Origin of the sequence: Aeromonas sp. sif2433 (assembly GCF_019218705.1) — a bacterium.
GTDB lineage: Bacteria > Pseudomonadota > Gammaproteobacteria > Enterobacterales > Aeromonadaceae > Aeromonas > Aeromonas encheleia.
In genome coordinates, this window is record NZ_JAHUXD010000005.1 from 1 (window position 1) to 24,439 (window position 24,439).

The following is a 24,439-nucleotide window of genomic DNA, read 5'->3' on the forward strand; positions in this document are numbered from 1 at the left end:
GAATACAAATAGTTGGTTGCGGGGGCCAGATTTGAACTGACGACCTTCGGGTTATGAGCCCGACGAGCTACCGAGCTGCTCCACCCCGCGTCCGAATTGTTTGTCCGTTACCGGACCTATCCCGCAGAGTACCGAGCAGGGGTACCTTGCGTCTTCGTCTCACCGCAGCGACCGAAGCCGTGCCATGAGGACAAATAGTTGGTTGCGGGGGCCAGATTTGAACTGACGACCTTCGGGTTATGAGCCCGACGAGCTACCGAGCTGCTCCACCCCGCGTCCGTATTTCTTCAAACAGGCCGAGCAGTAGCCAATTTGCTTTCTTCAGTAAAACGCCTTCATCTACAACCACTTAACTCGTGCTTTCGATGTCGACTCTCAGATGGTTGCGGGGGCCAGATTTGAACTGACGACCTTCGGGTTATGAGCCCGACGAGCTACCGAGCTGCTCCACCCCGCGTCTGAGGTCGCCAATAATAGGCGCCAGCGCTGAGATTGCAAGTAATTATCCTAAAAAAAGTGCATTAGGGGATGAAACCGCCATATGTTGTGTTCTTTTGCAACAAACCGTAGTTTTTTCAGTCAGCTAGCTGATGCCCTGCCCCGCAGGAAGCTCTGCCCCCTCTCTATATCTGACAGCCGATCCACGCCGGCGGTGCGCCTTTCCCATGAAAAAGCCCGCGCCTATGGGACGGCGCGGGCTTCTCTATTCTTCATGACGCGTTGCGGTAGGCTCAGACCAGCTGATGCAACACGCTGGTCGCCGCCAGCTGGGCGATGATCAGGCCACAGAGGGTGGTCGAGACCACCACAGGCGCCGTCTCCTGCTGTCGATAGAGCGGGCTGAACCAGAGCAGCAGGGCGGCGATCAGCAGCCCGGCCTGGGTCAGCACCCCGGGGATCAGGGCATCGAGGCTAGCGCCATGACCCTGCCACCCCACCAGCACCGCCAGCCAGATCAGGCTCAGGATGGCGGCGACAAGCCCCGCCATGGGCAGCAGGGTATTGAACGCCTGCAGCCTGTGACGGGCACGCAGCAGCATCAGGTGGGCGAAGGCCGATCCCAGCAGCATCATCTGCAACGCCCCGCTCAGCCAGCCCTGGATCTGCAGCAGGCCCAGCCCGTACAGGGCGAGCGGCATGGCCGGCAGCCACAGCAGGCTGGACGGGATGGCGCGCTTGCCCTCCAGGCGGGACTGGGCCAGGGAGAGGACTATCCCCAGGATCATGGCGGCACCCCCGCACCAGATCAGCCAGCCTTTCATCCCGGCCTCCATCGCCAGCATCAGGGAAAGCCCGGTGATCACCCAGATGGAGAAGAGCTGCGTCGTGATCCGCGAGCGCTGGCCCGGGCAGAGATCGCCGCGCCACAGCACCAGCCCGAGTGCGATCAGGGCACCCAGCGCCATCAGGCCGGTCAGGGGAAAGAGCCAAAAAGGAAGTTGGACGAACATAGGGTCTCCGGCAGCAAACGGATGACGGGGCCAAAGGGGCGCCCGGCAGTAAAAAAGAGAGGGGCGAGTATACCCAAACCCGCCCCCATCCCCAACGGCGATATCCGGATCTAGCCCTGGCCGCGCGCCAGGGCCACCACCCTGGCGAACATCTGCCGGATCATCGGCGGGATGCGCTCGCCGCCGAGCCGCTCCGCCTCCTCCACCACCGCCAGCGCCAGGCCGGGCTTGCTGCGATGATGGATAGCCTTGGCGATGATGCGCCCGGGGTTGAGGGTCGAGCGACCGCCGACGCCGGCCTCGCGCCGAAACACCCCCTCGAACCCGTTCTGATAGAGATAGTGCTCGATGTCGGCCGCCGGCAGCTGGGTCAGTCGATCCCGCTCCCGCTCGCCCTTGAGCAGGGAGCGGGCCGAGCTGGCGTACTTGATCCCGGCCTCGTCGCCGTCGGTAAGCAGGTGCCACTCGATGCCAAAGTCCCGCGCCACCTTGATGAGCGGCGCCTGGCCGCACTGGGCGAATTCGATGATGCGCACCCCTTCCGCCCGCAGACTGTAGCCGCAGATCTGGGCCAGCTCGGAGAGCAGCCAGATCTCGGTCTCCCCTTCCACCAGCAGCCAGCAGCGGGCGAACATCGACATGGGTCTGTTGATCCGCACATGGAAGGCGATTTTGCGCAAGTCGTCGCTGCTGTAGCGTTCGCCCCCCAGCTGATGGCAGACGATGTCCTGCTGACGGCGCACCAGCCGGCGCACCTGGTTGAGCGGCAGGGAGGAGAGCAGATCCCCCGAGTTGGTGGTGAGCAGCTTCTGGCCGGGCAGTTGCTCGAGCAGGCCCCAGGCCAGCGCCAGCATGGTGGGGTGCAGGCGGCTCTCAGGATCTTCCAGGATCATGATGGGCCTGGCCCCCTCCTCCAGCTCGCGGTTGCCGCGGGCGTTGAGCAGCATGGCCGCCATGCCCGCCATCGCCAGCTGCAAGGCCCGGTTGTCGGCGTTGCGCAGCAGCATCTGCAGGTTGCCGGGGTTGCGCAACGTCATGGGGCGATTGACGATCTCCCGCTGGCTGCGCGGCTTGTGCTTGATGGGGGCCAGGGCGCTGAAGTAGTGCTCCATCAACTGGCGCACCGCCAGCAACGCCTCCTTCAGTTCGGGCTCACCGATGCGCTGGGGCTCATCCGTCAGCTTGCCGGACAGCTCGCCGAGGCGCTGCTCGGACAGATCCCCCCAGGGCAGCGCCTCGACCCCATCGCGGATCGTGCGCGCATCGCGCAGGCGGAACACCGGGTTCATGGTGATGAGCAACTGCACCAGCTCATCGTTGTCGTCGATGGCCAGGGTCTTGCCGATACCGTCGAGAAAGTCATGGGTGGTCAGCACGCTGCCGTCATCCTGCAGCTCGGCGCTGGCGCGATAATGGACGCGGTGAAACTTGTCCCGGTGCGGGATCCAGGCCTCGCCGAGGCGCGCAAGCCGGCGTGAGTGCTGGCACATCTGGGGCCGGTACTCGCTGAAGGTGAGCACCAGTTGCAGGTTGCGCGACGACGCCAGCTCCGGGTCTTCCGGTTGGTGGAAATCATCGCGGGTGAACTGATAGGGGCCGGCATCCCCCAGCAGGCACCAGAGGGCGCGCAGCAGGCTGGACTTGCCCCAGGCGTTTTCGCCGATGAGCACCGTGGTGTGATCCAGCCCGAGCGAGAGTCGATTTATCCCGCGAAAACCTTTGACTTCAATACGTTCCAGAAACATGAGGCCATACCCAAGTCCATGCTGATGGCGTCATAGTGGCAAAGTTGCCAGGAAAATCCTATCGGGTCGTGGCGACTTTCAGCGGGAACTGTGAGGAATGAGAGGTTCGGGGGCGGGAGGGACACAGAGCCGAGTCTTGGGGCCATTCCAATGGCTGAACCAGAGATGGCGGGTACGGATCTGACGCTTGCGATGCTTCAATGGACACTCCTTGGTGATAGAGGGCAGCCAGGCTGCCGTTACCCAACGAGTCTGCCGCCTATCCGTGACAATGGGATGACAACTGGCTGCGCCACTGCCCGGGACTGAGGCCGAAGGCCTCCCGGAAGCGGTTGCCGAGATGGGCCTGGGAGGAGAAGCCGCACTGGGCGGCGATGCTGGCCAGGGGATCGGGTCCTGCCAGCAGTTGCTTGGCCCGCTTCAGCCGCAATCCCTGCAGGTAGCGATGGGGCGGGCAACCCAGGCTCTGGCCGAACATGCGGGCGAAGTGATATTCGCTGAGGCCCGCCTCCTGGGCCAGCTCGCTCAGGGTGACGGGCTCGGCCAGGTGCGCCAGCAGATACTCCTGCACCCGCCGGATCACCACGGGGGCAAGGCCGCCGCGCACCTCGGGCAGGCTGGGCGCCTCCCGGGTGTGGTGGCGATAGGCGTGCAACATCAGCATCCAGGCGCCGTGGGAGAGCGCCATGCGATCGACCCCGTGCTGCCAGTCCAGCTTCATCAGCTGGGCCTGCACCAGCGCCGCGGCCTGGGGATCATCGATGAAGGTCTTGTCTTCCAGCACCAGATGACGGCCCTCCTTGTCACAGGCCTGCTCGGCGATGCGAGCGAGGTGATCGGGGCTGAAATAGAGGTGGAAGAAGCGAAACTCCTCGCGCACCAGCCACTCGGATCTGTGGTGATCCGGCATGATGCACACCTTGCCGGTGCCACCGTGGCCGCCGGGCCCGTCCAGCCGCTCGGTCTGCTCGCCCCCCTGCAGGTAGACGCTGACAGTATGATGGCCAGGTTTGTGGTAGCGGGTCTGATCGTAACAGTTGCGCCAGCTGGCGACCCCGAGCCCGGGCTCCAGCCAGCAGGAATCCTCCAGCCTTGCCCCCGTGCTGACCAGTGCATCGAATACTCCCGCCTGTCTCATCTGCTGCAACCCGCCTGTGCCTTGCGCCTCATCCTGCCCCATCTTACCCCTCCCCCTTGCCGCGCACAGCGGTCACGCCAAAAAAACCGCAAGATGCTGTAAGCCAGCGCACGCCGTCCGGCCCATGCTGATCCCCATGTCGTTTCCCTTTTCTGACCGGATCCCCTATGAACCTACTGCTGTATATTTCCACCGTCCTCATCTGGGGCAGCACCTGGATCGCCATCGCCTGGCAGTTGGGGCCCATCCCCATCGAGGTCTCGGTGCTCTATCGCTTCGCGCTGGCGGCCCTGGCGCTGTTTGCCCTGCTCACCCTCAGTGGCAAGTTCCCGCGCCTGCCCTGGCAGGGCCAGCGTTACGCCGCCCTGCTCGGCGCCCTGCTGTTCTCCACCAATTTCCTCTGCTTCTACCATGCCACCCTCTACATTCCGAGCGGCCTGTCGGCGGTGATCTTCGCCAGCGCCAGCATCTTCAACGGCCTCAACCTCTGGCTGTTCGAGGGTAAAAAGCCGAGTCTGCGCTGGCTGCAGGGCTCCCTGCTGGGGCTACTCGGCACCCTGTTGCTGTTCTGGCCTGTGCTGGCGGATGCGCAACTGGGTGCAAACGGCTGGAAGGGACTGCTGTTCGCCTCTGCGGGGACGCTCTGCTTCTCCCTGGGCAATCTGGTCTCGGCCCGCGGTCAGCGCCAGGGCTACCAGGTGCTGCAGATGGTACCCTGGGGCATGGTGTACGGGGTGGCACTGCTGCTGGGCTGGGTCCTGCTGCTCGGACAGTCGCTGACCCTGCCGACCGAGCCCCGCTACCTCGCGGCCATGGTCTATCTGGCCATCTTCGGCTCCGTCATCGCCTTCACCGCCTACCTCACCCTGGTGGGGCGCATCGGCGCCAGCAAGGCCGCCTACGCCACAGTGCTGTTCCCCCTGGTGGCGCTCAGCCTCTCCACCCTGTATGAGGGCTTCGTCTGGCAGACGGTGTCCGTGGTGGGGGTGGTGATCAGCCTGCTCGGCAACCTGGTGATCTTCGCCCCGCCCCTGAAGTCCTGGCGCTGGCCGCATCCCAAGGCGGCAGACGGCACTTGCCCCTGAGTCCACCAGCCCCTAAGGTAACCCCTTCCAACAGGTAGGATGGGAGGGGATATGTTACTGGAAGGGCTGGAGACACTCAGCTTGCTGGCGAGCGAGGGCACCATGGCCAAGGTGGCCAGCCGCCTCTACATCAGCCAGTCGGCGGTGAGCAAGCGCATCAATCAGCTGGAGTCGCGCCTCGGCAAGAAGCTGATCGAGCCGGATGGCCGCCAGATCCGGCTCACCCCCCAGGCCCTGGAGCTGCTCGCCCGGCTGGCTCCCAGCCTGGCGGAGATGAAGGGGGTACTGGCGGACAGCCAGACCCTCACCGACAGTACTCCCCTGCCCGTCGCCTGCTCCGAGACCCTGCTGGCGGGCTACCTCGCCCGCTTTATGCACGACTACCTCAGCCAGGATCCCTGCCTCGCCCTCTCCACCCACCACACCCCGGTCATACTGGCGCGGGTGCGCGGGGGCGATGCCCTGCTCGGCATCTGTGCCGGTCGGCTGCCCCCCGGTCACGGCCTGTGCGCCGAGCTGCTGCTGGAGGAGCCCTTCTATCTGGTGGGGGACGCGGATCAAGGGGCGCGGCTATCTCATGATCAGGGGCGCCCCATCCTGACCATGGATCTGGATAATCCCTCCAACCGCTACCTGCGCGAGCCGCTGGCCGCACTCGGGCTGGTGCCCAGCATGGAGCTGGACTCCTATCTCGCGCTGATCGAGCTGGCCAAGGCGGGCATAGGACCGGTGCTGCTGCCGGCAGGCCTGCTGGCCCTGGTGGGTGAGCAGGGGGAGCGGGCGCGTCCCCTGCCGGGGCTGGGGCGGCCGCTGCACCTGGTCTATCGCCAGAGCAGCCTGAAGCGGGCCCGCATCGGCCGGCTGGTCGAGGGGATCAGGGCCCACTTCGCCCGGCCAAGTTGAGCCCGAGGGTAACTGAAATGACAAGGCCGCGATCACGCGGCCTTGTCATCTGCAACGAAAGAGGTCTTTTAGCTGATCCAGCTAAACAGCTCGGGGTACTGGCTCCACACCAGCTTGGCCGACATCAGCAGGGAGACGGTGACCAGCAGCGGCTTGATGAGCTTCACCCCCTTCTTCAATACCAGCTTGGAGCCGAAGCGGGCGCCGATGAACTGGCCGAGGGCCATGCAGAAACCGACGCTCCACACCACCTTGCCGCCGAGGGCGAAGAACAGCAGGGAGGCGATGTTGGAGGTGAAGTTGAGCAGCTTGGTGTGGGCCGTGGCCCGCGCCATGCCAAAGCCCGCCAGCGCCACGAAGCCGATGGCGAAGAAGGACCCGGTGCCCGGCCCGAAGAAGCCGTCATAGAAGCCGACCCCGCCACCCACCAGCAGGGCGAACAGCATGGGAGTGAGACGGCGAGCGCTCTCGGCATCGCTCACCCTGGGGGAGAAGAAGAAGTAGCAGGCAAAGGCCATCAGCAGGAAGGGCAGCAGCCGCTCCAGGATGGCGGCGTCTATGGTCTGCACCGCCAGGGTGCCGATGGCCGCGCCGATGAAGGTGCAGATCACCGCGGGCCAGATCATGGCCCACTCCAGCAGCCCCTTGCGGGCATAGAACCAGGTGGCGGAGAAGGAGCCGAAGCTGCTCTGCAGCTTGTTGGTGCCGAGCACCAGCGCCGGCGGCATGCCGGTCGCCAGCAGGGCTGGCACCGTCAACAGGCCGCCGCCCCCGGCGATGGCGTCGATAAAGCCGGCGATAAGGGCGACCCCGAACAGGGCGACCAGGGTGAGCAGTTCCAATTCCATCCATAGACCTCGTGTGATTGTGGTGCCCCGCGGCGACGCCAGGCGGGCACAGATGAGTAACGCTGGTCGCTATCCTAGCGGGCGCAGGCTCATGAGGCTAACGAAACAATGGCAGTCAATTGATTCCTGGTTTTCATCAATAGACGATCCCAGGCACAGACTCGTACAGCGAGCGAAACAGGGGCAGACGGTGGATCCGCTCCCCTATGTTCGTTGATCACCTGCGCAGCGGTTCAGGCGATCAGCCTGGCCGGCGCTGTCTCTCCCCTGCCCTTTATCGCGGGCCATTCTTGCCCCGAAGACTTCATCTTCGCCATGCAACAGCTGAGCTGACGGTTACACCAGAGTGGCAACGCTTGTCTCGCCCGTCTCCACGGCAGGCTCGGCGACTCCCCCATTGATCTCGTCAAGGGCCTGCAACAGCGGTGACTCGTCCTCGCCGGGAGCCCGGCTCACTCTGCCGGCCATATAGCGGCTGCTGAACAGATTAAACCAGAGCTGCAAGGCCTGACCCGCCGCCAGCTCGCCGGCCACCTCCAGCACGCAGGCCGCCACCTCGGCGGTGCAGAGGTGTTCGTCACAATTGGCCACCCGCATGCCATAGGTGGAGAGCGCATCCGGCCGCACCGACAGCACGGGGAAGCCATCCAGATAGGGGCTCATGTTGAACATCTTGCGCGCCTCGGGCCAGGTGCCGTCCAGCAGGATGAAGAGCGGCTTCTTGCCAGGGGCCAGGGCCACCCGCTCGGTCACCCGCGCCGGGTTCTTCTCGCAGGCGGGGAACACCACATAGGGCTGCCAGACGGGATCCGCCAGCAGGGCCAGCAAGTCGGGGTGGGGCTCGGTGCGCTTCCAGAGGAAGGCCCAGGTCGTGTCCGGCAAGACGTCGGCGATGAGGCGGCCGGTGTTGGAGGGCTTCATCGGCTCGCTGTCGTACATCAGCAGGCAGAAACCGGCCTCGGCCTTGAGCTCGGGCCGCCATTCGCAGGCACACCAGGCATGGCGCAGCTGGCAGGCTTCACAGCGGGGCACGCTGCCGCCGCGGGCGAGAAAGGGTCGGGTCGAGATGCTCTTGCGCCAGATGCGCAGGCGGTTGACGGCGTGATCGGGGATTGGCTTCATGGCGGGCTCGGCGGCACAGTCTGGGGTGCGGTTTGCAGTACAAAAGGGGGGCAGATTGTAGCGAGCGGGTCTGCGGGCCGCAAGCTGCGCGGCCCTCCCCGGTCAGACTCGCGAGCCCAATGAGTCGCTCTATACTTGGTCGTCACCCCATCATCCCACACCCGGGAAGGTAGATGGGACACAGGAGGAGAAGATGGCAGAACAAGACATGGCCAGGGAGCACGCCCTGGCCGAAGGCAAGACCTTCACCTGGCACGAGCTCTATGTGCCCGATGGCGAGGCCGGGGTCCGCTTCTACACCGAGGTGCTCGGCTGGCAGACTGAGCTCATGGAGATGGAGGGCGGCAACTACCCCATGCTGGTCGCCAATGGCCGACCGGTGGCCGGGGTGCAGGCCACCCGCGACAATCCGCAGATGGCCGGCGTGCCGCCCCACTGGGCGACCTACATAGCGGTGGATGACGTCGATGCCAGGCTGGCCAAGGTGACGGCCCATGGCGGCAGCGTGGTGGTGCCCGCCATGGACATCCCCACCGTCGGGCGCATGGCCCTGATCGCCGATCCCCAGGGCGCCCACATCTGGCTGTTCACCTCGGCACCTATGTGAGTTGTCGCGCCGCATATGACAGAGGGGCCGACAGGCCCCTCTTCATTTCACCACTGACGCCTCTCAGGCGGGCTTGCGCAGGATCTGCTCGAGGAAGTGAGCGAAGCTGTGACCGTGATGCTCCAGCAGTTTCGGGAACATGGAGATGGAGGTCATGCCGGGGAAGGTGTTGATCTCGTTGAGCAGTATCTCCCCCTCCTCGGTCAGGAAGAAGTCGATACGCGACAGATGGGTCAACTTCAGCTGACGGAATGCCTTGAGGGCATAGGCCTGGATGGCATCAGACTGAGCCAGGGTCAAACCTTCCGCATGCAGGGCGGTCTCGGTGTGGCTGGCGCTGCTGTATTTCTCTTCGTAGGTGTAGAACTTGTCGGTCGGCACGCAGATCTCGCCCGGATAGGTCGCCACCAGCTCGTCACCGTATTGGTAGACCGCCACTTCCAGCTCGCGCGGCTTGACAGCCTTCTCGATCAGCACCTGCTCGGAGTAACCGAAGGCGTCCTTGATGCCCTGCACCAGCTCGGCTTCGTTGCTGGCGGAGTAGCAGCCAACGGAGGAGCCCTGAGAGGCGGCCTTGATGAACACCTTGCCCCACTTGGCGAGGGCGGCTTTCGCCTCGGCGATCCCCGCCTCATCCTGCTCGGTCAGGAACAGATAGGGGGTGTTGGGGATACCGAGGGCGGAGAACCACAGCTTGGTGCTGATCTTGTTGAAGCAGATCTTGCTCGCCTCGGCGTCGCAACCCAGATAAGGCAGGCCCGCCAGCTCGAGGAAGGATTGCAGATCGCCGGTCTCGCCAGGATAGCCGTGGATGCAGGGCACCACGTAATCCACCGGGCGGGCCACGCTGTCGAAGGAGAGCAGCTTGTCCAGCCCCAGCTTGCACTCGCGGCCGTCGGCACTGAGCCAGCGATCGGCAAACATCTCGACCCGGGTCACTTCGACATTGGGCAGGAGGGCGAGTTGTTGCTCGAGGAAATTGGCACTACGCAGAGAGACTTCGTGTTCGGCGCCACCGCCGCCGCACAGCAGCAAAACATGCATGTTCTTCATTAGATATGATCCCTTGGGAGAAGCGGCTTCGTCATGATCCGTGATGAACCACCGCACGAAAAAAAACCGGACGAAGCCAGATACGAACATTGAGTGCGGCCAGTGTAGCAAGGGAGGCAAAGCCTTGTCAGCCGATGGAAGCCCTCTTCCCCCGCTTGGGGCCACAAAGGCCTCGATTGTGGCAACCCCTGTGTCAGAAAAGGTCTCGCGGTTTCAATCAGCGAGACGGATCGACCCGGCCGACGCCGTTGCCGTTGACCCTGAACCAGCCGGCGATGCTGTAACGCTCCTGGCTCGCTGGCAACACCTCGTGGGGAAACTCCTCGGACAGGAACAGCACCAACCGTCCCCCCTTGGGTGAGACATCCATCAGAAACTGCTCGTCGTTGTCGTAGACGCGCAGCACTCCGCCCGCCTCCGGTTGCCAGCCGTTGTTGAGGTAGAACACCGAGGTGAGGCGGCGATTGGAGCGACCGGCGAAGGCGTCCCTGTGGGTGGCATAGAAGTCACCGCTGCGATAACGGGCGAAGTGCGCCTCGTAGTCGAACAGCCCCAGCATCAGGCTGCGATTGGCGGCCAGGCGCAGGGACTCCATGCGCGCAAGGTAATCCACCACAGGCGCACCGAGATCAGCCTCGAGCCAGTGGATCTGATCACGGCGGATATCGGGGTTGCCCTGATGCAGCGCTTCCCGCCCGATCCCTGCCGGTTGCCAGTCCCCCGGCAGGCAGGCACGCAGCGCCTCCACCTCGGCGGCGGTTAAAAAATCATCCACTATCACCCATCCTCGGGTGTAAATGGCATCCATGGCGGCTTGATAGTCCAAGATGGGCTCGCAACGAGTGGAGAGAGTGCGCTTTGTAGCGACTTAGTCCCCCTGGCACAAACCGGATTGCTTCTCCTGAGAAGTCCCACCATCAATACGCACAAGGGCGCAGGCGCCCGCCCCCGATTTCCCCTTGCCCCACCGCCCCTAGCCAGCTAACGTGCCCATAGAGCCCGATAGTGGCCTCAACCTTTGACCCTGTTCACCCCTTCAGGAGCCCGCCATGTCCCTTCCCTCCCTCACTCTGCAACGGCTCGATGGCAGCGACTTTCCCCTGGACGCCCTGCAGGGCCAGGTCATTCTGGTGGTCAACGTGGCCAGTCGCTGCGGTTTCACCCCCCAATACCAGGGGCTGGAGGCGCTCCATCGCCAATTTGGCCCGACCGGGCTGGTGATCCTGGGCTTCCCCTGCGATCAGTTCGGCCATCAGGAACCCGGCGATGCCGAGGAGATAGCCCGCTTCTGCTCGGTGGATTACCCGGTCAGCTTCCCGCTCATGGCCAAGTGCGAGGTCAACGGCGAGCAGGCCCACCCCTTCTACCGCTGGCTCAAGCAGCAGAAGCCGGGTCTGCTCGGGAGCGAGGCCATCAAGTGGAACTTCACCAAGTTCCTGATCGACCGCGAGGGCCGGGTGGTGGACAGAGCCGCCCCCCAGACCAAGCCCGAGGAGCTGACCGACAAGATCCGGGCGCTGCTGCCAGCCTGAAGAGGCTGCGCCGCAGCCTTCCCCAGGCCGGGATCGCCCTCTCCCCTTGGCGAGCGCGGCAGGATGAGGAGCTTGCGGCGCGAGGCCCGGCCCCGTAAAGCACTCGTTGCCCACAGGATTACTGCGTGCTCGCCGCAGTTCTGCTATATTACGCGCCCATAATCTTTTCCATGTCGTGACGGGCCCTCTGGCTGCCGTCACCCGTTGAGCCCAAGGCTCGGAGTTTCTCTCGAACATGTCATTCAATGAACTGGGTCTGTCACCGCACATACTGCGGGCCGTCAAGGAGTTGGGTTACGAACAGCCAACCCCCATCCAGCAGCAAGCCATCCCGGCCATTCTGGCAGGACAGGACGTGCTGGGCGGCGCCCAGACAGGCACAGGCAAGACGGCCGGTTTCACCCTGCCCATGTTGCATCGTCTGATGGCCAACCACGGCCGCGGCGGCCGTCGCCAGGTCCGCGCCCTGGTGCTGACCCCGACTCGCGAGCTGGCCGCCCAGGTGGGTGAAAGCATCATCAAATACGCCCACCACCTGCCGTTCCGCACCCTGATCGCCTACGGCGGCGTCAGCATCAAGCCGAACCTGGACGCCATCAAACTCGGGGTCGACATCCTGGTCGCCACCCCGGGCCGCCTGCTGGATCTGCTGACCCAGCGCGCCCTCACCCTGACCGAGCTGGAAGTGCTGGTGCTGGATGAAGCGGATCGCATGCTCGACATGGGCTTCATCACCGACATTCGCCGCATCATGAAGGCGCTGCCGGAAGAGCGGCAGACCCTGCTGTTCTCCGCCACCTTCTCGGACGAGATCAAGGCACTGGCCGACGATCTGCTGAAAAATCCGGCCCTCATCGAGGTGAGCCCGAGCAACAGCACCGCCGAGCAGGTCAACCAGCGCATCATCAAGGTCGATCGCGAGCGCAAGCGCGAGCTGCTCTCCCACATGATCGGCCGCCAGAACTGGCAGCGGGTGCTGGTGTTCGTGCGCACCAAGCAGATCGCCGACCGCCTCGCTCACCAGATGGTGAAAGATGGCCTGGATACCGTCGCCATTCACGGCGACAAGACCCAGGGGGCCCGCAACCGGGCGCTGGCCGACTTCCGGGAAGGCAAGGTCCGGGTGCTGGTCGCCACCGACATCGCCGCCCGCGGTCTGGACATCGATCATCTGCCACACGTGATCAACTTCGAGCTGCCCCAGGTGGCCGAGGATTATATCCACCGTATCGGCCGTACCGGCCGGGCCGGCCGTGGCGGTGAGGCCATCTCCCTGGTCAGCCTGGATGAACAGGATCAGCTCAAGGCCATCGAAGCGCTGATCGGTCTGAGCATTCCGAGCGAGATCATGGAAGGCTACGAGCCGAGCGGCAAGCCGACCCGTCAGACCCTGCCGGGCAGCAAGCCGGTGCAGAACCCGCCGCGCGACCGTGGTCACGCCAACGCCAAGCACAATGCCAAGTCCGCCAGCGACAAGGCCGGCGCCAAGGGCAAAGGCAAGCCAGTGGCCAGGGGCGATGCCGCCAGGAAGCCAGCCCCGGCGCGCAAGCGCGAGGTCGTGGGTGAAGACATCGGCTTCACCCCCATGCGCCGTCTGCCCAAGACCCAGCGTGACAGCTATCAGGACGACTCCGCCGAGGAGTAAGACGCCGTGCCTGAAGCCAGGTGCCCGCAATGAAAAAACCGCCCTCGGGCGGTTTTTTGTTTTTCGATGGCCTCAACCGGCGGCGAGCACCATGTGCAGCAACGGATAGGGCTTGCCCTGGCCATCCAGCGGCGAGCGCCCCGTCACTACAAAGCCCATGCGCCGATAGAAGCCGAGCGCCTGCTCGTTCTGTTCGTTGACGTCCACCCGGGTCGCACCCTGCCGGCTGATGGCATCGGCCACCAGCAGGCTGCCGACCCCGCGCCCTCGCGCCCTGGGGTCGACGAACAGCATCTCGATGTTGCCATCATGCACCCCGCAAAAGCCGGCGATCCCCTGCTCGTCCCGAGCATGGGTCAGCGTCACGGCGGCAAAGTAGTGCTCCAGAATGAGCGGCCTGAGGACAACAATCTCTTCCTCCGGCAAGAAGTGATGAGTGGCGCGCACCGACGCCTCCCAGATGGCGATCAGGGTCTGATAATCCCCGGGTTGCGCTTGTTCAATTTTCATTCTTTGTTGACTCTGTCTATTGATTGGCGGGCTTAATGCCCTTCAGGGTCGGGCCTGCCAGCACCTCGGCATCGACCCGCCTGATGACAACCAAGCCGATGCCCGACCATCCGTACAATCGGCGGGTGGCCTTGTGCCCTCCCCGGTGTCTGGCCCTAGGCCTGACGCGGCGCAAACATGATGATGGCCATGCCAAGCAGGGCTACCCCGGCACCGACCAGATCCCAGAGCGTGGGCCTGATGCCATCCACGGCCCAGAGCCAGAGAATGGCCACGAAGATATAGACGCCGCCATAGGCGGCATAGACCCGGCCAGCCGCGGTGGGGTGCAGCGACAACAGCCAGGCAAACAGCATGAGGCTTAAGGCCGCGGGCAGCAGCAACCAGGCGCTCTTGCCCTGGGTCAGCCACAGATAGGGCAGATAGCAGCCCAGGATCTCGGCGACCGCCGTCACCAGAAACAGGGCCATGGTTTTGAGTTCAATCATGTGAGGTGCAGTGATCCTTGCCGATGAGGGCGCTTCTTTTGGCAAATCATACTGTTATATCGGCGCGCTTCAATCCGCTTCTCATGCTGTTCATGGGAAGGTGGCAGGATCACGGCAGCCCCTTGAGGAGGCGCAAGCAATGCGGGGATGGCTGCGAGGCACAAATAACAGGCCCTCCCCCAGGAATGGGGAGGGCCGAGGGGATCAGCGGGTCTTGACCGCCTGCAGCAAAGCCGAGACGTCCGGGCCGAAGGTGCGACGACGAATGGCGTCCTGGATGTCGAGCTCGCCGTAGCGGCTGGCCGGGTAGACCACCACGCAGGAGGTGTCGCCGGGTCTGAGGAAGTGAGTCTCGCCGAAGGGGGTGTAGCGGGTGGCGCCTATGCTGATCAGCGCATGGGCCGGGCGGCCCGCCTGGGCCAGCAGCCCCTGGATATGCTCGGCCGGGCCCTCGTCCTGCTGATGGTTGAACTTGTCGATGGCCCAGGCCAGCAACTGCTGATGGAAATAGCTGTAATCCACCGCCGCGCTGTCGACCCCGTAGCCATGCAGCTCGCCATCGCGCTCCAGGTAGCAGGCGATGCGATAGTCATCGAGCTCGCAACCGGCGGAAAACCCGCTGAGCGGCAACAGGTTCTCGGCCAAGCCCTTGCTCTCGGGGCCCCAGTTCTTCTTCTCGCTGATCTTCCTGGCGTTGGGGCGACGGATGGAGCAGTCGTTGTAGGCGCCGAAGGCGCGGGGATGGATGGCCACCACCTGCTCCCCCGCGTACTCCAGCTCGCACCAGAGCGCCACCTCAGGCTCGATCTGCACCTTCTCATCGCCGCTCACCGCCGCCTCTGGCAGGAAGATGGCATCGCCGCTGAGCGGGAAGACACCGAGCTGGCCCGGATGGGACGGCACATAGAAGGGGAACAGCGCCTTGGGGGCGACCTTGTCCGTGACCTTGACGGCGACAAAATCGGCCGCCTCACCCGCCTGCTCCAGGTGGCCCGCGAAGTTGCCCGCCACCCCCAATCCGATAAAGTTGCTCAATTGCGTGATCTGCATCTATGGCTCCACTCGCGTCGGCCCATTCACCGCCGCTGTCGTTGTTCATGGGCGGCACCCTACCGCCAAAGAGGGAGCTTATTAGAGCACAGCCCCGCCACGGCGCCCAGTCACCCTGCCACGGGCTGTGCGCCAGCCCGACTTTTCAGGTGCTGACTGCGCACAAAGACGGCGATCGATCCCAAGCTGTGATCCAGGCGCTTGGGCAAGCCCCGCACTTTTGCTAGTCTGCACTATTCATTTGCCGTTTGAGCGCCAAGTGCACCTCATGAGTACACATTTTCAGGGTCGTTTCGAGGTGGAATTCAAATACCGCCTGACGGATCGCGCCGCCTTCCTCACCGCCCTCAAAGCCCTCAATCCCGAGGTGATGGTGGAGGATAATCATGAGCGGGACTGCTACTTCGACACGCCGCAGCGGCTCCTGGCCGAGCAGGGCAAGAGCCTGGTGATCCGCACCATGCAGCCCTCCGGCATCCGGCTCTGGATCGTCAAGGGACCGGGAGCCGATCGCTGCGAGGCCGTAAACATCACCGATGCCGACAAGGCCATCAGCATGCTGCACAACCTGGGTTATCAGCAGGTGCTGACCCTCACCAAGCGGCGCAGCATCTATTTCGTCGGCCCCTTTCACCTGACCCTGGATCATCTGGACGGGCTCGGCGACTTTGCCGAGCTGGCCATCATGACCGACGAGGAGGCCAAGCTGCCCGGCTATCGCCAGCAGTTGCAGGGGCTGGCGGCGCAACTCGCGCTCTCGGCCGACCGGCTGGAGACCCGCTCCTATCGCACCCTGTGCGAGCAGCAGAGCGCATTTTGACAAGAGGAACTTGCCCCATGATCGATAAACTCGCCTGGCTGAGCTTCAAGGATGGGCAACTGCTGTGTGCCCGCTCCCACGGCAAGGCCATCTACTACATTCCCGGCGGCAAGCGCGAGCCGGGTGAGAGCGACGAGGCCGCGCTGCGGCGGGAGATTGAGGAGGAGCTGGCCGTCGCCCTGCTGCCTGAGACGCTGCGCTTTGCCTGCGAATTCAGCGCCCAGGCCGATGGCAAGCCACAAGGGGTACTGGTCAACTTGCGCTGCTACACCGGCGAGGCCAGCGGCACCCCCGTGGCCTCGGCGGAGATCGCCGAGCTGCGCTGGCTGGACAGCCGCCATCTGGACCAGGTGTCCCCGGTCTCCCGCCTGCTGTTTCACTGGTTGGCCGAGCAAGAGCTGATCCGTTAATACCCGATGTGAGTAGCAAGAGAGATGAGTCATAGACGATGAGGAGTTTCAATGGAGATCATTGAGGTCGATAGCACCAGAGGCATCAAACCGGCGCTGATCACCCTGTTGCAGGACTGCGTGGCCAGTGGCGCCTCGGTGGGCTTCCTGCCACCACTGCCAGAAGAGCTGGGGCTGGAATACTGGCAGGGTATAGAAGCGGATCTGGCCGACGGGGTACGCAGGCTCTGGGTGGCCTTCGATCAGCACCACCTGGTCGGGGCGCTGCAACTGGCGCTCTGCACCAAGGCGAACGGCGGTCATAGAGCCGAGGTGGAGAAGCTGATGGTACACAGCGAGGCCCGCGGCAAGGGGGTCGGTCGCGCCCTGATGAACGCCATGGAGCAAGGCGCCCGCGACGCCAAACGCACCCTGCTGGTGCTGGACTCCCGGGTCGGCGACGTGGCCTCCACCCTCTATCGCCAGCTGGGTTATCAGGAGGCGGGCCAGATCCCGGACTTCGCTCGCAATGGCGACGGCTCCCTGGCGGCGACCCAGTTCTTCTACAAGCAGCTCTAAGCAGCTCTGAATCAGAGGCGGCGTGCGGCCAGGCGCCTGACGCTTGCAACGACAAGGCCAGCCTCGCGGCTGGCCTTGTTTATTGGCTCATTCATTGCTGAAATGGCCCCTCCATGGAGACAGGCAAGGAGCCAGCATGATATTGGAAGTCGCCCCACTGCAGATCATCCCGGGTCAGAGCGCCGCCTTCGAGCTGGCCTTCGCCCAGGCCCAGCACATCATCAGCGCCATGCCCGGCTATGGCGGCCACCAGCTGCAGCGTTCATTGACCGATCCCCATCGCTACCTGCTGCTGGTCAACTGGCGGCGACTCGAGGATCACACCCGGGGTTTTCGGGGCTCCCCCCAGTACCAGCAGTGGAAGGCGCTGCTGCATCACTTCTACGACCCCTTCCCCACCGTCGAGCATTTTCAGGCCGTCACCGCGGGCGGAGCGGCGGTCAGCTGATCAACCGCCGACAAGGCTAGCTGATCACGCCATCCCTTCAGGCCAGCCGCTCTGCGCGGTGTTCAACCCGCGGCTCGGCGAAGTCGGCCTGCGCCGCGATCAGCTGCAACTCGTAGGCATCCGCCTGCCAGGTGCGTAGCAGCACCGCATCCACCGCCGCATTGGTGCGCTCGAAGGCCGCCACGGCATCAAAGCCGGCCTGCAGGTTCGCCAGCATCAGGGCGCTGATGAGATCCCCCACCCCGACCGGTTGGCGGGCAAATTCGTAGAGCGGCCGGGCGATCAGGTAATCCCCCTCGGCCGTGGCCAGCAGCATCTCGAAACGGCCAGGCTGGCTGGCGGCGCGGCCCAGGTGCTTGACCAGCACCATCTTGACGCCCTTGGCCAACAGCCGATGAGCGGCGGCGCGGGTCTGACTCAGATCGGCCAGGTGGGTGTCGCACAGGGTCTCCAGCTCCAGCAGGTTAGGCGCCATGATGTCGGCCACCGGCAGCGCCTGTTCGGTCAGGAAGCGGGTCACGCCGGGGGCGACGATGCAGCCCTTCTCCGGGTGACCCATCACCGGATCGCAGAAATAGATGGCCTCGGGGTTGGCCGCCTTGACAGCCGCGACCACCGCCAGGATCTCGTCCCCCTGCTCGGCCGAGCCCAGATAGCCGCTCAGCACCGCATCGCACTGCCCCAGCACCTCGATCTCCATCAGCCCCTTGCAGAGGGCGCCGATGTGACCGGCCGGCATCGCCATCCCCTGCCATCCCGCCTCGTACTGGGTATGGTTGGAGAACTGCACCGTGTTGATGGGCCACACTTCCATGCCGAGACGGCGCATGGGGAACACGGCGGCGCTGTTACCGGCACAACCAAAAACCACGTGGGACTGGATAGAGAGAATGCGTTTCATCGAAACCACCACAGAAGAAGCATGAGGAAAGCAGGCAATATATCGGATGAAGAGCGGGCTCTTCCAGCGATTCGCGGCACTTGTCGCCATTTGAGCCGAAAAACTGCGGCCCCATGTTGGATTTTCCGCCCTGCTTCCCGCGCAGCTGACCCCTCTGCCTTGCCTCTTGGCCGAGCGCACCTCGTCTGCTGGGGGTCTTATGGTGTCTCAATTGTCTTGTTTGATGGCATATGAGAACGATATTTCAACACCCAGGCCGGATTGGGCATTGATGCAAGGAGGAACAGACGAGGAGAAAAGACAGGGGCTGCCAGCGAGGGAATGCGGCAGCCCGTGTTGAAGGCTTAGTTCGAAGGCTCAATCCCGGGCGAAGTGATAGACCCAGCCTTCGTCCAGCGGGAAATCGGCGGGAGCCGAGACCAGCGGCGGCAGAGCCGCGATGCCTCCCCTGGCGGCATACTGCAGCGCCATCAGGGCGCAGAGGGCGGCATCATAGCGATCCGTCCCCGCCATGACATCCGGTGGCAGGCTAGAAGCAATCTCCGTCCTGGCCAGGGAGGCTCTGCCACCGACCTTGGCCAGCGCCGGATAGACCTCCAGCACGGCGCGATTGGCCAGTGGCACCTGCCTTGGCACCGGTTGCAGGTCCGCTAGGCGCGGCAGCATGGCGATCGCCAGGGTGGCGTTGTTGCCCAACCTGTCGAAGGTGGCCGAAAGCGGCTTCTTGCCATATTGCCGGTGTAGCCAGCGCTCGCAGTCGCGGTAGGCGTAAGGGTTGTCTATCTCCCGCTGCGGCACGGCGCACTCGCCTCCCCTGCCTGCCAGCAGCTCGGCGAACGCCCGCGGGAAGGCGAGCGGCGCATCTATCCCCAGGGCCAACTGCGGACAGGCCAGCACCTGCATCAGGCTCATCTCGTCTTGCAACGCCGGGCGCAGCAATGCGTCAAGATCCGGGGCAACCCGGGAGCTCAGTCGAAACAGGGGGGAGACGCCAAACCAGTGCAGCCGCTGTTCGCGGGCCTGCCAGCCCACCACGGCCACCGCCTGGGCGTTGCCCTGCCAGCCTCTCACATCCCAGCCGATGCCGATGGCATCCATATGCTCAGTTGTCATCTCAAGATCACTTCTCTGCACAGTCGATGCTGCACAGGGTAATGGTTGCCTTCGCTAATGCAAGGCTGGGCCGCGCCTTAGAAGGATTTCTTGAAGTTGATGAGTGGCAAGATGGGGAAGATGCCGTTCTCGGCGTAGTTCGCCAGGCCGATCTGCAAGCCATCCAGATGCCTGGTGGCATTGACGAAGCCAATCTGGAAAGTGGTACGTTCGGCATAGTTGACGAAGCCGACGTTGGCCAGGGCGTTGCCCTGGGCGATGTTGACCGCGCCCCAGTTCAGCCCCCGCACGTTGTTGGTCAGGTTGACGAAGCCCAGGTTGAGCCCGGTGTCCTGCCCGCCATGCCAGTTGACGGCGTTGATGGCGACCCCGCCAAACTGGTGACGCACCCGAGCCGCACCGAAGAAGATGCCGAGCTGCAAGCCGGTGAACTGATCCACGTCGGAGAGGGCGAAGACGGGCAAGTCGATTCCCTTCACCTGCCCGGTCCGGCCGTACAGGAAGGAGGCGCGCGCCCCCTCGACCTGATGGGACGCCGGCAGGTTGATACCGGGCAGCGAGATCTGGACCGGAGTACTGGCCTGGGCGGCGCCACAGAGGGCCAGCGTGCCGCTGCCAAGCAGCAGGGTAAGGGATTTCATCGGGGATTCCTTGAGGATCTGAGCATCGGGGCAGCCTACCAGTGCCCGACCCGGGGTTCGAGGCCGCACCGGCGGCGCTGCGTCACAGCTCGTCTGAATCCACTCTCACCAAAGACAGCCAATAAATACAGATGAAATTAAAATTCAAACTGAAATTAACATTTCTGTTATTTACATCAAACCACATCTTGTAACAATATAGTTAAACGTGTGTTTGAACAGAGCAAGCAACACGTGACCATGGATGATAAGTTGTACCCACTCAGGGCCAGTTGGCTCATAACAATACAGTTCTGCCGAAATGGAGACGCATGATGAATATGGACATACTCAAGAGCTTTACCGAGCAGATGCAAGGCTTTGCCTCCCCCCTCACCCGCTACAACCAGTTGCTGGCCAGCAATATTGAACAGCTGACCCGACTGCAACTGGCGTCCGCCAACGCCTATGCCGAGCTGGGCCTGAACCAGTTGCAGGCGGCGGGCAAGGTGCAGGATGCCCAGAGCCTGGCCGCCCTCGGCACTGTGCAGCTGGAAACCGCCAGCCAACTCTCCCGCCAGATGCTGGATGACATCCAGAAGCTCAACGCGCTCGGTCAGCAGTTCAAGGAAGAACTGGACGTGCTGACCGCTGATGGCATCAAGAAGACCACGGGCAAGGCCTGATAACCCTGGCTGCCCGTTCGGGCAGCCACATCTCCCCATGACTCGATATGACGGGCTAGTCCCGCCACGAGCGTGGGTGAAGGAGAGAACATGAGCCAATCATCGTACGGCCCGCTGTTCGAGGCCCTGTCCCACTATAACGACAAGCTGCTGACCATGGCCAAGGCCCAGACCGAGCGCACGGCACAGGCCTTGCTGCAGACCAATCTGGACGATCTGGGCAAGGTGCTTGAGCAGACCAGCCAGCAGCCAGGGCAGCTGATCCATGCCCAGATGAACTGGTGGCAGGATCAGCTCAAACTGGTGCAGCACACCCTGCTCAAGAGTGCGGGTCAGGAGAGCGAACCGGTGATCCAGCCGGAACAAGGGGATCGCCGCTTCAAGGCCGAGGCCTGGAGCGAGCAGCCCATCTACGACTATCTCAAACAATCCTATCTGCTGACGGCCAAACACCTGCTGGCGTCGGTCGATGCGCTGGAAGGCGTGCCCCAGAAGAGCCGGGAGCGGCTGCGTTTCTTCACCCGCCAATATCTCAATGCCATGGCCCCCAGTAACTTCCTGGCGACCAACCCTGAGCTGCTCAAGCTGACCCTGGAGTCCGACGGCCAGAACCTGGTGCGCGGGCTGGCGCTCTTGGCCGAGGATCTGGAGCGCAGCGCCGATCAGCTCAACATTCGACTGACCGATGAGGCGGCCTTCGAGCTGGGGCGGGATCTGGCCCTGACGCCGGGTCGGGTGGTGCAGCGCACCGAGCTCTACGAGCTGATCCAGTACAGCCCGAGCACTGAGACCGTGGCCAAGACCCCGGTGCTGATCGTGCCCCCCTTCATCAACAAGTACTACATCATGGACATGCGTCCCCAGAACTCGCTGGTCGCCTGGCTGGTCGCCCAGGGGCAGACGGTGTTCATGATCTCCTGGCGCAACCCGGGTCCGGCCCAGGCCAACATCGATCTCGACGACTATGTGGTCGACGGCGTGCTGGCCGCCATGGATGGGGTGGAGGCGGCGACCGGTGAACGGGAGGTGCACGGCATCGGCTACTGCATCGGTGGCACCGCCCTGTCGCTGGCCATGGGCTGGCTGGCGGCGCGCCGTCAGAAGCAACGGGTGCGCACCGCCACCCTGTTCACCACCCTGCTGGACTTCTCGCAGCCGGGCGAGCTCGGCATCTTCATCCACGAGCCCATCATAGCGGCGCTGGAGGCCCAAAATGAGGCCAAGGGCATCATGGATGGGCGGCAACTGGCGGTCTCGTTCAGCCTGCTGCGCGAGAACAACCTCTACTGGAACTACTACATCGACAGCTACCTCAAGGGCAAGAGCCCGGTCGCCTTCGATCTGCTGCACTGGAACGGCGACAGCACCAACGTGGCGGGCAAGACCCACAACAGCCTGCTGCGCCGTCTCTACCTCGAGAATCAGCTGGTGAAGGGGGAACTCAAGATCCGCCAGACCCGGATCGATCTCTCCAAGGTGAAGACACCGGTGCTGCTGGTGTCGGCCATCGACGACCACATCGCGCTCTGGCAAGGCACCTGGCAGGGCATGAGGCTGTTCGGTGGCGAGCAGCGCTTCATCCTGGCCGAGTCGGGCCACATCGCCGGTATCATCAACCCACCGGCCGCCAACAAGTACGGCTTCTGGCAAAACGATGCCCCTTGCGAGAGCCCGGAGGCCTGGCACGCAGGTGCGACCCATCAAGGCGGCTCCTGGTGGCCCGAGATGACCGCCTTCATCAAGGCGCGGGACGAAGCGTCAGAGCCCATCCCCGCGCGCGAGCCCGGCGAAGGCCTGGCGGCGGCCCCCGGCAGCTACGTCAAGGAGCGCCTCAACCCCATCTTTACCAAGGCAGCAGAAGAGGTAACAACATGAGTGCAGCAACAACCCCCCTGTTCGTCGGCCAGAAGGCCAGCCTGAGCAAGCGGTTCGGGCCGGCAGAGGTCGGTGCCTTCGCCGGCTTGTCGGAGGATTTCAATCCGCTGCACCTGGACCCGGTGTTTGCCGCCAGCACCCCGTTCGAGCGCCCCATAGTGCACGGTATGTTGCTGGCCAGCCTGTTCTCCGGGCTGTTGGGCCAGCAGTTACCGGGGAAAGGGAGCGTCTACCTGGGGCAGACCCTCTCCTTCAAGCAGCCGGTATTTGTCGGGGAGGAGGTGCTGGCGGAGGTCGAAGTGATCGCCATTCGCGATGACAAACCCATCGTCACCCTGGCCACCCGCATCTTCACCCAGAGCGGCGCCCTCGCCGTGACGGGAGAAGCCGTGGTTAAGTTCGGCTGAGATAGGCTCGACATCACGTAATAATTCAGCCCGGCCCTCGCCGGGCTGAATTTTTTGCCTTGCGCCGAATGTTCCCTTTTTCTGCCCAATCCAGACCTAACCCTTTCCCTGCCGGCCCTAACTGCCTAAAATGGCCGCCCTGCCACGTCAGGCATTCATTTAAGCAAGAGGATTTTCCATGGAGACGTTTCTGCTCGAAGGCCACCCCTTCGTTGCCTTGTGTGACCTGATCAAGCATCAGGGTTGGGCCGATTGCGGCGGCGCGGCCAAGGCACTGGTCGCCGAGGGACTGGTGGAAGTGGATGGTCAGATCGAGACCCGCAAGCGCTGCAAAATCGTCGCCGAGCAGGTGGTCAACTTCAACGGCATGAAGGTCGTGGTAAAGGAAGGAATAAGCCCGGAGATCCTCTGAGCCCTGCTTGAATAAGGGCGCCGACGCGCCCGTTAGCATTCAGCTGGCCTTGATCGACAGGGTCAGCACGAAGCGCGCCATCGCCTCATCCCCGTTGAGCGACGGACAGGTGGCCACCACCTGGATGGGGCGGTTGATGCGCTGCCCCGTCGCCAGCGATTCGTCGATCATGGCATCGATCGCTTCCCCCGCGGCGCAGTCAAACTGCACATCCGCCTCGGGTCGCTTCAGAAACTCCCCCTGCACATCCTTGAAGGCGAAGTGCACCTTCTTGCGCCTCGTCCGCCCCTTCTCCATCACCAGCAGGCCCCCCACCAGATCGGCGCCGGTCGCCAACGCGCCGAAATACATGCTGCCGAGGTGGTTGCGGGTACGCCAGCCGAGCGGAATGCGAATGCGCAGCGCCTTGGCATCCATGCTCTCGATGACGGGGGAACAGAATCCGATGACGGGAATATAGCGCCAGGCAAACAGGCGCAGCGCCAGATTGGCTTTGAAGCGTTGCAAGTCCATATGCAAACTGATCCGATGAGTGAGTGTGACGGAAATGTTGCCAGCATCACACCCCATAGGCAAGCACCCTTTTCACACCCTGCGCCTCCCGTCAGGTGGTTTTCGAGCCAGAGGGGCGCCCGTTACCCCGCCCTGGACATCATCAATGAGCAAAAGGCAGCCCCGATATCTGCGTACTCGCGCACCCAGCCACCATGGGCAAGCAGCACTGTTCCATTCTCGCCAAGGTACTTTTTCCCAGATGAAGGAGGGATCTCATCTATGTGGAAAATCGTAAAACGGGGCGCCATGGCCCCGATGGCGAGCATGGTCAGCCCCTCTCTTCCCTTATTTTTAAAGCTTGGCGCCACTGTGTCAGCCAGATGACAACCCTAGCCGAATGAAAGCTAAGGACTAATCCTGCCCTCGCCGGCGCTAGTCGGCGCCCCCCAGGTCGCCACTGACATAAGTCACAGTAACTATCCGTCTCATCCCTCACTAGGCTGTTCTGGCCCGCGAA

The 24,439-nt window shown here is 63.6% G+C and carries 27 protein-coding genes and 3 tRNA genes; 13 read left to right on the forward strand and 17 right to left on the reverse strand.

Features of this window, described 5'->3' with window-relative positions:
* Positions 1-13 precede the first annotated feature (13 nt).
* From KW825_RS09000 to KW825_RS09025, 6 genes are all read right to left on the reverse strand, one after another.
* Positions 14-90 (reverse strand) — tRNA-Met (locus KW825_RS09000).
* Between the two features lie 109 nt (positions 91-199).
* Positions 200-276 (reverse strand) — tRNA-Met (locus KW825_RS09005).
* Positions 277-380: 104 nt separating this feature from the next.
* Positions 381-457: transfer RNA gene (locus tag KW825_RS09010), tRNA-Met, on the reverse strand.
* A gap of 274 nt (positions 458-731) precedes the next feature.
* Positions 732-1,451, reverse strand: a complete 720-nt coding sequence (locus tag KW825_RS09015; RefSeq protein ID WP_218328983.1) for a hypothetical protein — start codon at positions 1,449-1,451, stop codon at positions 732-734.
* A 110-nt stretch (positions 1,452-1,561) separates the two neighbouring features.
* On the reverse strand, positions 1,562-3,196 hold the full coding sequence (locus tag KW825_RS09020) for an ATP-dependent endonuclease (RefSeq protein WP_042652260.1): 1,635 nt from the start codon (positions 3,194-3,196) through the stop codon (positions 1,562-1,564).
* A gap of 259 nt (positions 3,197-3,455) precedes the next feature.
* Positions 3,456-4,334, reverse strand: coding sequence for a helix-turn-helix domain-containing protein (locus tag KW825_RS09025; RefSeq protein ID WP_370302239.1), 879 nt, complete (start codon positions 4,332-4,334; stop codon positions 3,456-3,458).
* A gap of 167 nt (positions 4,335-4,501) precedes the next feature.
* Here KW825_RS09025 and KW825_RS09030 point away from each other — a divergent pair, with 167 nt between their 5' ends.
* Both KW825_RS09030 and KW825_RS09035 read left to right on the forward strand, forming a co-directional pair.
* The gene (locus tag KW825_RS09030) at positions 4,502-5,419 is read left to right on the forward strand and encodes a DMT family transporter (protein WP_218328984.1); all 918 of its coding nucleotides are present in this window, start codon (positions 4,502-4,504) and stop codon (positions 5,417-5,419) included.
* A 51-nt stretch (positions 5,420-5,470) separates the two neighbouring features.
* The gene (locus KW825_RS09035) at positions 5,471-6,322 is read left to right on the forward strand and encodes a LysR family transcriptional regulator (RefSeq protein WP_218328985.1); all 852 of its coding nucleotides are present in this window, start codon (positions 5,471-5,473) and stop codon (positions 6,320-6,322) included.
* 68 nt (positions 6,323-6,390) lie between these two features.
* On the opposite strand, the gene KW825_RS09040 is transcribed toward KW825_RS09035, so the two are convergent.
* Positions 6,391-7,170 carry a TSUP family transporter gene (locus tag KW825_RS09040; protein WP_042652264.1) on the reverse strand — a complete coding sequence of 260 codons (780 nt, stop codon included), beginning with the start codon at positions 7,168-7,170 and terminating at the stop codon, positions 6,391-6,393.
* Positions 7,171-7,506: 336 nt separating this feature from the next.
* Positions 7,507-8,292: a tRNA-uridine aminocarboxypropyltransferase gene (locus tag KW825_RS09045; RefSeq protein WP_218328986.1), complete on the reverse strand. Its 786-nt coding sequence runs from the start codon at positions 8,290-8,292 to the stop codon at positions 7,507-7,509.
* Positions 8,293-8,485: 193 nt separating this feature from the next.
* Here KW825_RS09045 and KW825_RS09050 point away from each other — a divergent pair, with 193 nt between their 5' ends.
* Entirely contained in the window at positions 8,486-8,899 is a 414-nt protein-coding gene (locus KW825_RS09050) for a VOC family protein (protein ID WP_218328987.1), read from the forward strand.
* A gap of 63 nt (positions 8,900-8,962) precedes the next feature.
* Here KW825_RS09050 and KW825_RS09055 read toward each other — a convergent pair whose 3' ends face one another.
* Both KW825_RS09055 and KW825_RS09060 read right to left on the reverse strand, forming a co-directional pair.
* Positions 8,963-9,952 (reverse strand): D-alanine--D-alanine ligase, encoded by a 990-nt coding sequence (locus KW825_RS09055; RefSeq protein WP_218328988.1) that lies wholly within the window; start codon positions 9,950-9,952, stop codon positions 8,963-8,965.
* A 217-nt stretch (positions 9,953-10,169) separates the two neighbouring features.
* A complete protein-coding gene (locus KW825_RS09060) occupies positions 10,170-10,778 on the reverse strand; it encodes a 2OG-Fe(II) oxygenase (protein ID WP_218328989.1) in 609 nt (202 codons plus the stop codon).
* A 223-nt stretch (positions 10,779-11,001) separates the two neighbouring features.
* Here KW825_RS09060 and KW825_RS09065 point away from each other — a divergent pair, with 223 nt between their 5' ends.
* Both KW825_RS09065 and KW825_RS09070 read left to right on the forward strand, forming a co-directional pair.
* Entirely contained in the window at positions 11,002-11,484 is a 483-nt protein-coding gene (locus tag KW825_RS09065; RefSeq protein WP_218291291.1) for a glutathione peroxidase, read from the forward strand.
* Positions 11,485-11,719: 235 nt separating this feature from the next.
* On the forward strand, positions 11,720-13,129 hold the full coding sequence (locus KW825_RS09070) for a DEAD/DEAH box helicase (RefSeq protein ID WP_218328990.1): 1,410 nt from the start codon (positions 11,720-11,722) through the stop codon (positions 13,127-13,129).
* A gap of 72 nt (positions 13,130-13,201) precedes the next feature.
* On the opposite strand, the gene KW825_RS09075 is transcribed toward KW825_RS09070, so the two are convergent.
* The 3 genes from KW825_RS09075 to KW825_RS09085 all read right to left on the reverse strand — a co-directional run bounded on the left by KW825_RS09075 (position 13,202) and on the right by KW825_RS09085 (position 15,177).
* Positions 13,202-13,639: an acetyltransferase gene (locus KW825_RS09075; RefSeq protein WP_218328991.1), complete on the reverse strand. Its 438-nt coding sequence runs from the start codon at positions 13,637-13,639 to the stop codon at positions 13,202-13,204.
* A 155-nt stretch (positions 13,640-13,794) separates the two neighbouring features.
* Complete coding sequence (locus KW825_RS09080; RefSeq protein ID WP_042652272.1) at positions 13,795-14,127, reverse strand: YnfA family protein; 333 nt, start codon at positions 14,125-14,127, stop codon at positions 13,795-13,797.
* 204 nt (positions 14,128-14,331) lie between these two features.
* The gene (locus KW825_RS09085; RefSeq protein WP_218328992.1) at positions 14,332-15,177 is read right to left on the reverse strand and encodes a DUF5718 family protein; all 846 of its coding nucleotides are present in this window, start codon (positions 15,175-15,177) and stop codon (positions 14,332-14,334) included.
* A 268-nt stretch (positions 15,178-15,445) separates the two neighbouring features.
* Between KW825_RS09085 and cyaB the strand changes: the two genes are divergently transcribed.
* From cyaB to KW825_RS09105, 4 genes are all read left to right on the forward strand, one after another.
* Positions 15,446-15,997 carry a class IV adenylate cyclase gene (gene cyaB, locus KW825_RS09090; protein ID WP_218328993.1) on the forward strand — a complete coding sequence of 184 codons (552 nt, stop codon included), beginning with the start codon at positions 15,446-15,448 and terminating at the stop codon, positions 15,995-15,997.
* Between the two features lie 17 nt (positions 15,998-16,014).
* Positions 16,015-16,407, forward strand: coding sequence for an NUDIX domain-containing protein (locus tag KW825_RS09095; RefSeq protein ID WP_218328994.1), 393 nt, complete (start codon positions 16,015-16,017; stop codon positions 16,405-16,407).
* A gap of 51 nt (positions 16,408-16,458) precedes the next feature.
* Positions 16,459-16,965, forward strand: a complete 507-nt coding sequence (locus KW825_RS09100; protein WP_218291285.1) for an N-acetyltransferase — start codon at positions 16,459-16,461, stop codon at positions 16,963-16,965.
* Between the two features lie 136 nt (positions 16,966-17,101).
* Positions 17,102-17,413, forward strand: coding sequence for an antibiotic biosynthesis monooxygenase (locus tag KW825_RS09105; RefSeq protein WP_218328995.1), 312 nt, complete (start codon positions 17,102-17,104; stop codon positions 17,411-17,413).
* A 37-nt stretch (positions 17,414-17,450) separates the two neighbouring features.
* On the opposite strand, the gene pdxY is transcribed toward KW825_RS09105, so the two are convergent.
* The 3 genes from pdxY to KW825_RS09120 all read right to left on the reverse strand — a co-directional run bounded on the left by pdxY (position 17,451) and on the right by KW825_RS09120 (position 20,068).
* A complete protein-coding gene (gene pdxY / locus KW825_RS09110; RefSeq protein ID WP_218328996.1) occupies positions 17,451-18,314 on the reverse strand; it encodes a pyridoxal kinase PdxY in 864 nt (287 codons plus the stop codon).
* 357 nt (positions 18,315-18,671) lie between these two features.
* Positions 18,672-19,427, reverse strand: a complete 756-nt coding sequence (locus KW825_RS09115; protein ID WP_218328997.1) for a DUF429 domain-containing protein — start codon at positions 19,425-19,427, stop codon at positions 18,672-18,674.
* A 77-nt stretch (positions 19,428-19,504) separates the two neighbouring features.
* A complete protein-coding gene (locus tag KW825_RS09120) occupies positions 19,505-20,068 on the reverse strand; it encodes a VC2662 family protein (protein WP_042652280.1) in 564 nt (187 codons plus the stop codon).
* A 314-nt stretch (positions 20,069-20,382) separates the two neighbouring features.
* On the opposite strand from KW825_RS09120, the gene KW825_RS09125 reads away from it, so the two are divergent.
* The 4 genes from KW825_RS09125 (at position 20,383) to ybcJ (ending at position 23,427) form a co-directional block, all read left to right on the forward strand.
* The gene (locus KW825_RS09125; protein WP_042652281.1) at positions 20,383-20,733 is read left to right on the forward strand and encodes a phasin family protein; all 351 of its coding nucleotides are present in this window, start codon (positions 20,383-20,385) and stop codon (positions 20,731-20,733) included.
* A gap of 90 nt (positions 20,734-20,823) precedes the next feature.
* The gene (locus tag KW825_RS09130; RefSeq protein WP_218328998.1) at positions 20,824-22,608 is read left to right on the forward strand and encodes a class I poly(R)-hydroxyalkanoic acid synthase; all 1,785 of its coding nucleotides are present in this window, start codon (positions 20,824-20,826) and stop codon (positions 22,606-22,608) included.
* Positions 22,605-23,015, forward strand: coding sequence for a MaoC family dehydratase (locus KW825_RS09135; RefSeq protein ID WP_042652283.1), 411 nt, complete (start codon positions 22,605-22,607; stop codon positions 23,013-23,015). Before KW825_RS09130 ends, KW825_RS09135 begins: the two co-directional genes overlap by 4 nt.
* Before the next feature lie 178 nt (positions 23,016-23,193).
* Entirely contained in the window at positions 23,194-23,427 is a 234-nt protein-coding gene (gene ybcJ / locus KW825_RS09140; protein ID WP_218328999.1) for a ribosome-associated protein YbcJ, read from the forward strand.
* A gap of 39 nt (positions 23,428-23,466) precedes the next feature.
* Here ybcJ and KW825_RS09145 read toward each other — a convergent pair whose 3' ends face one another.
* Positions 23,467-23,940: a DUF4442 domain-containing protein gene (locus tag KW825_RS09145; protein WP_042652285.1), complete on the reverse strand. Its 474-nt coding sequence runs from the start codon at positions 23,938-23,940 to the stop codon at positions 23,467-23,469.
* Positions 23,941-24,439: the final 499 nt, after the last annotated feature.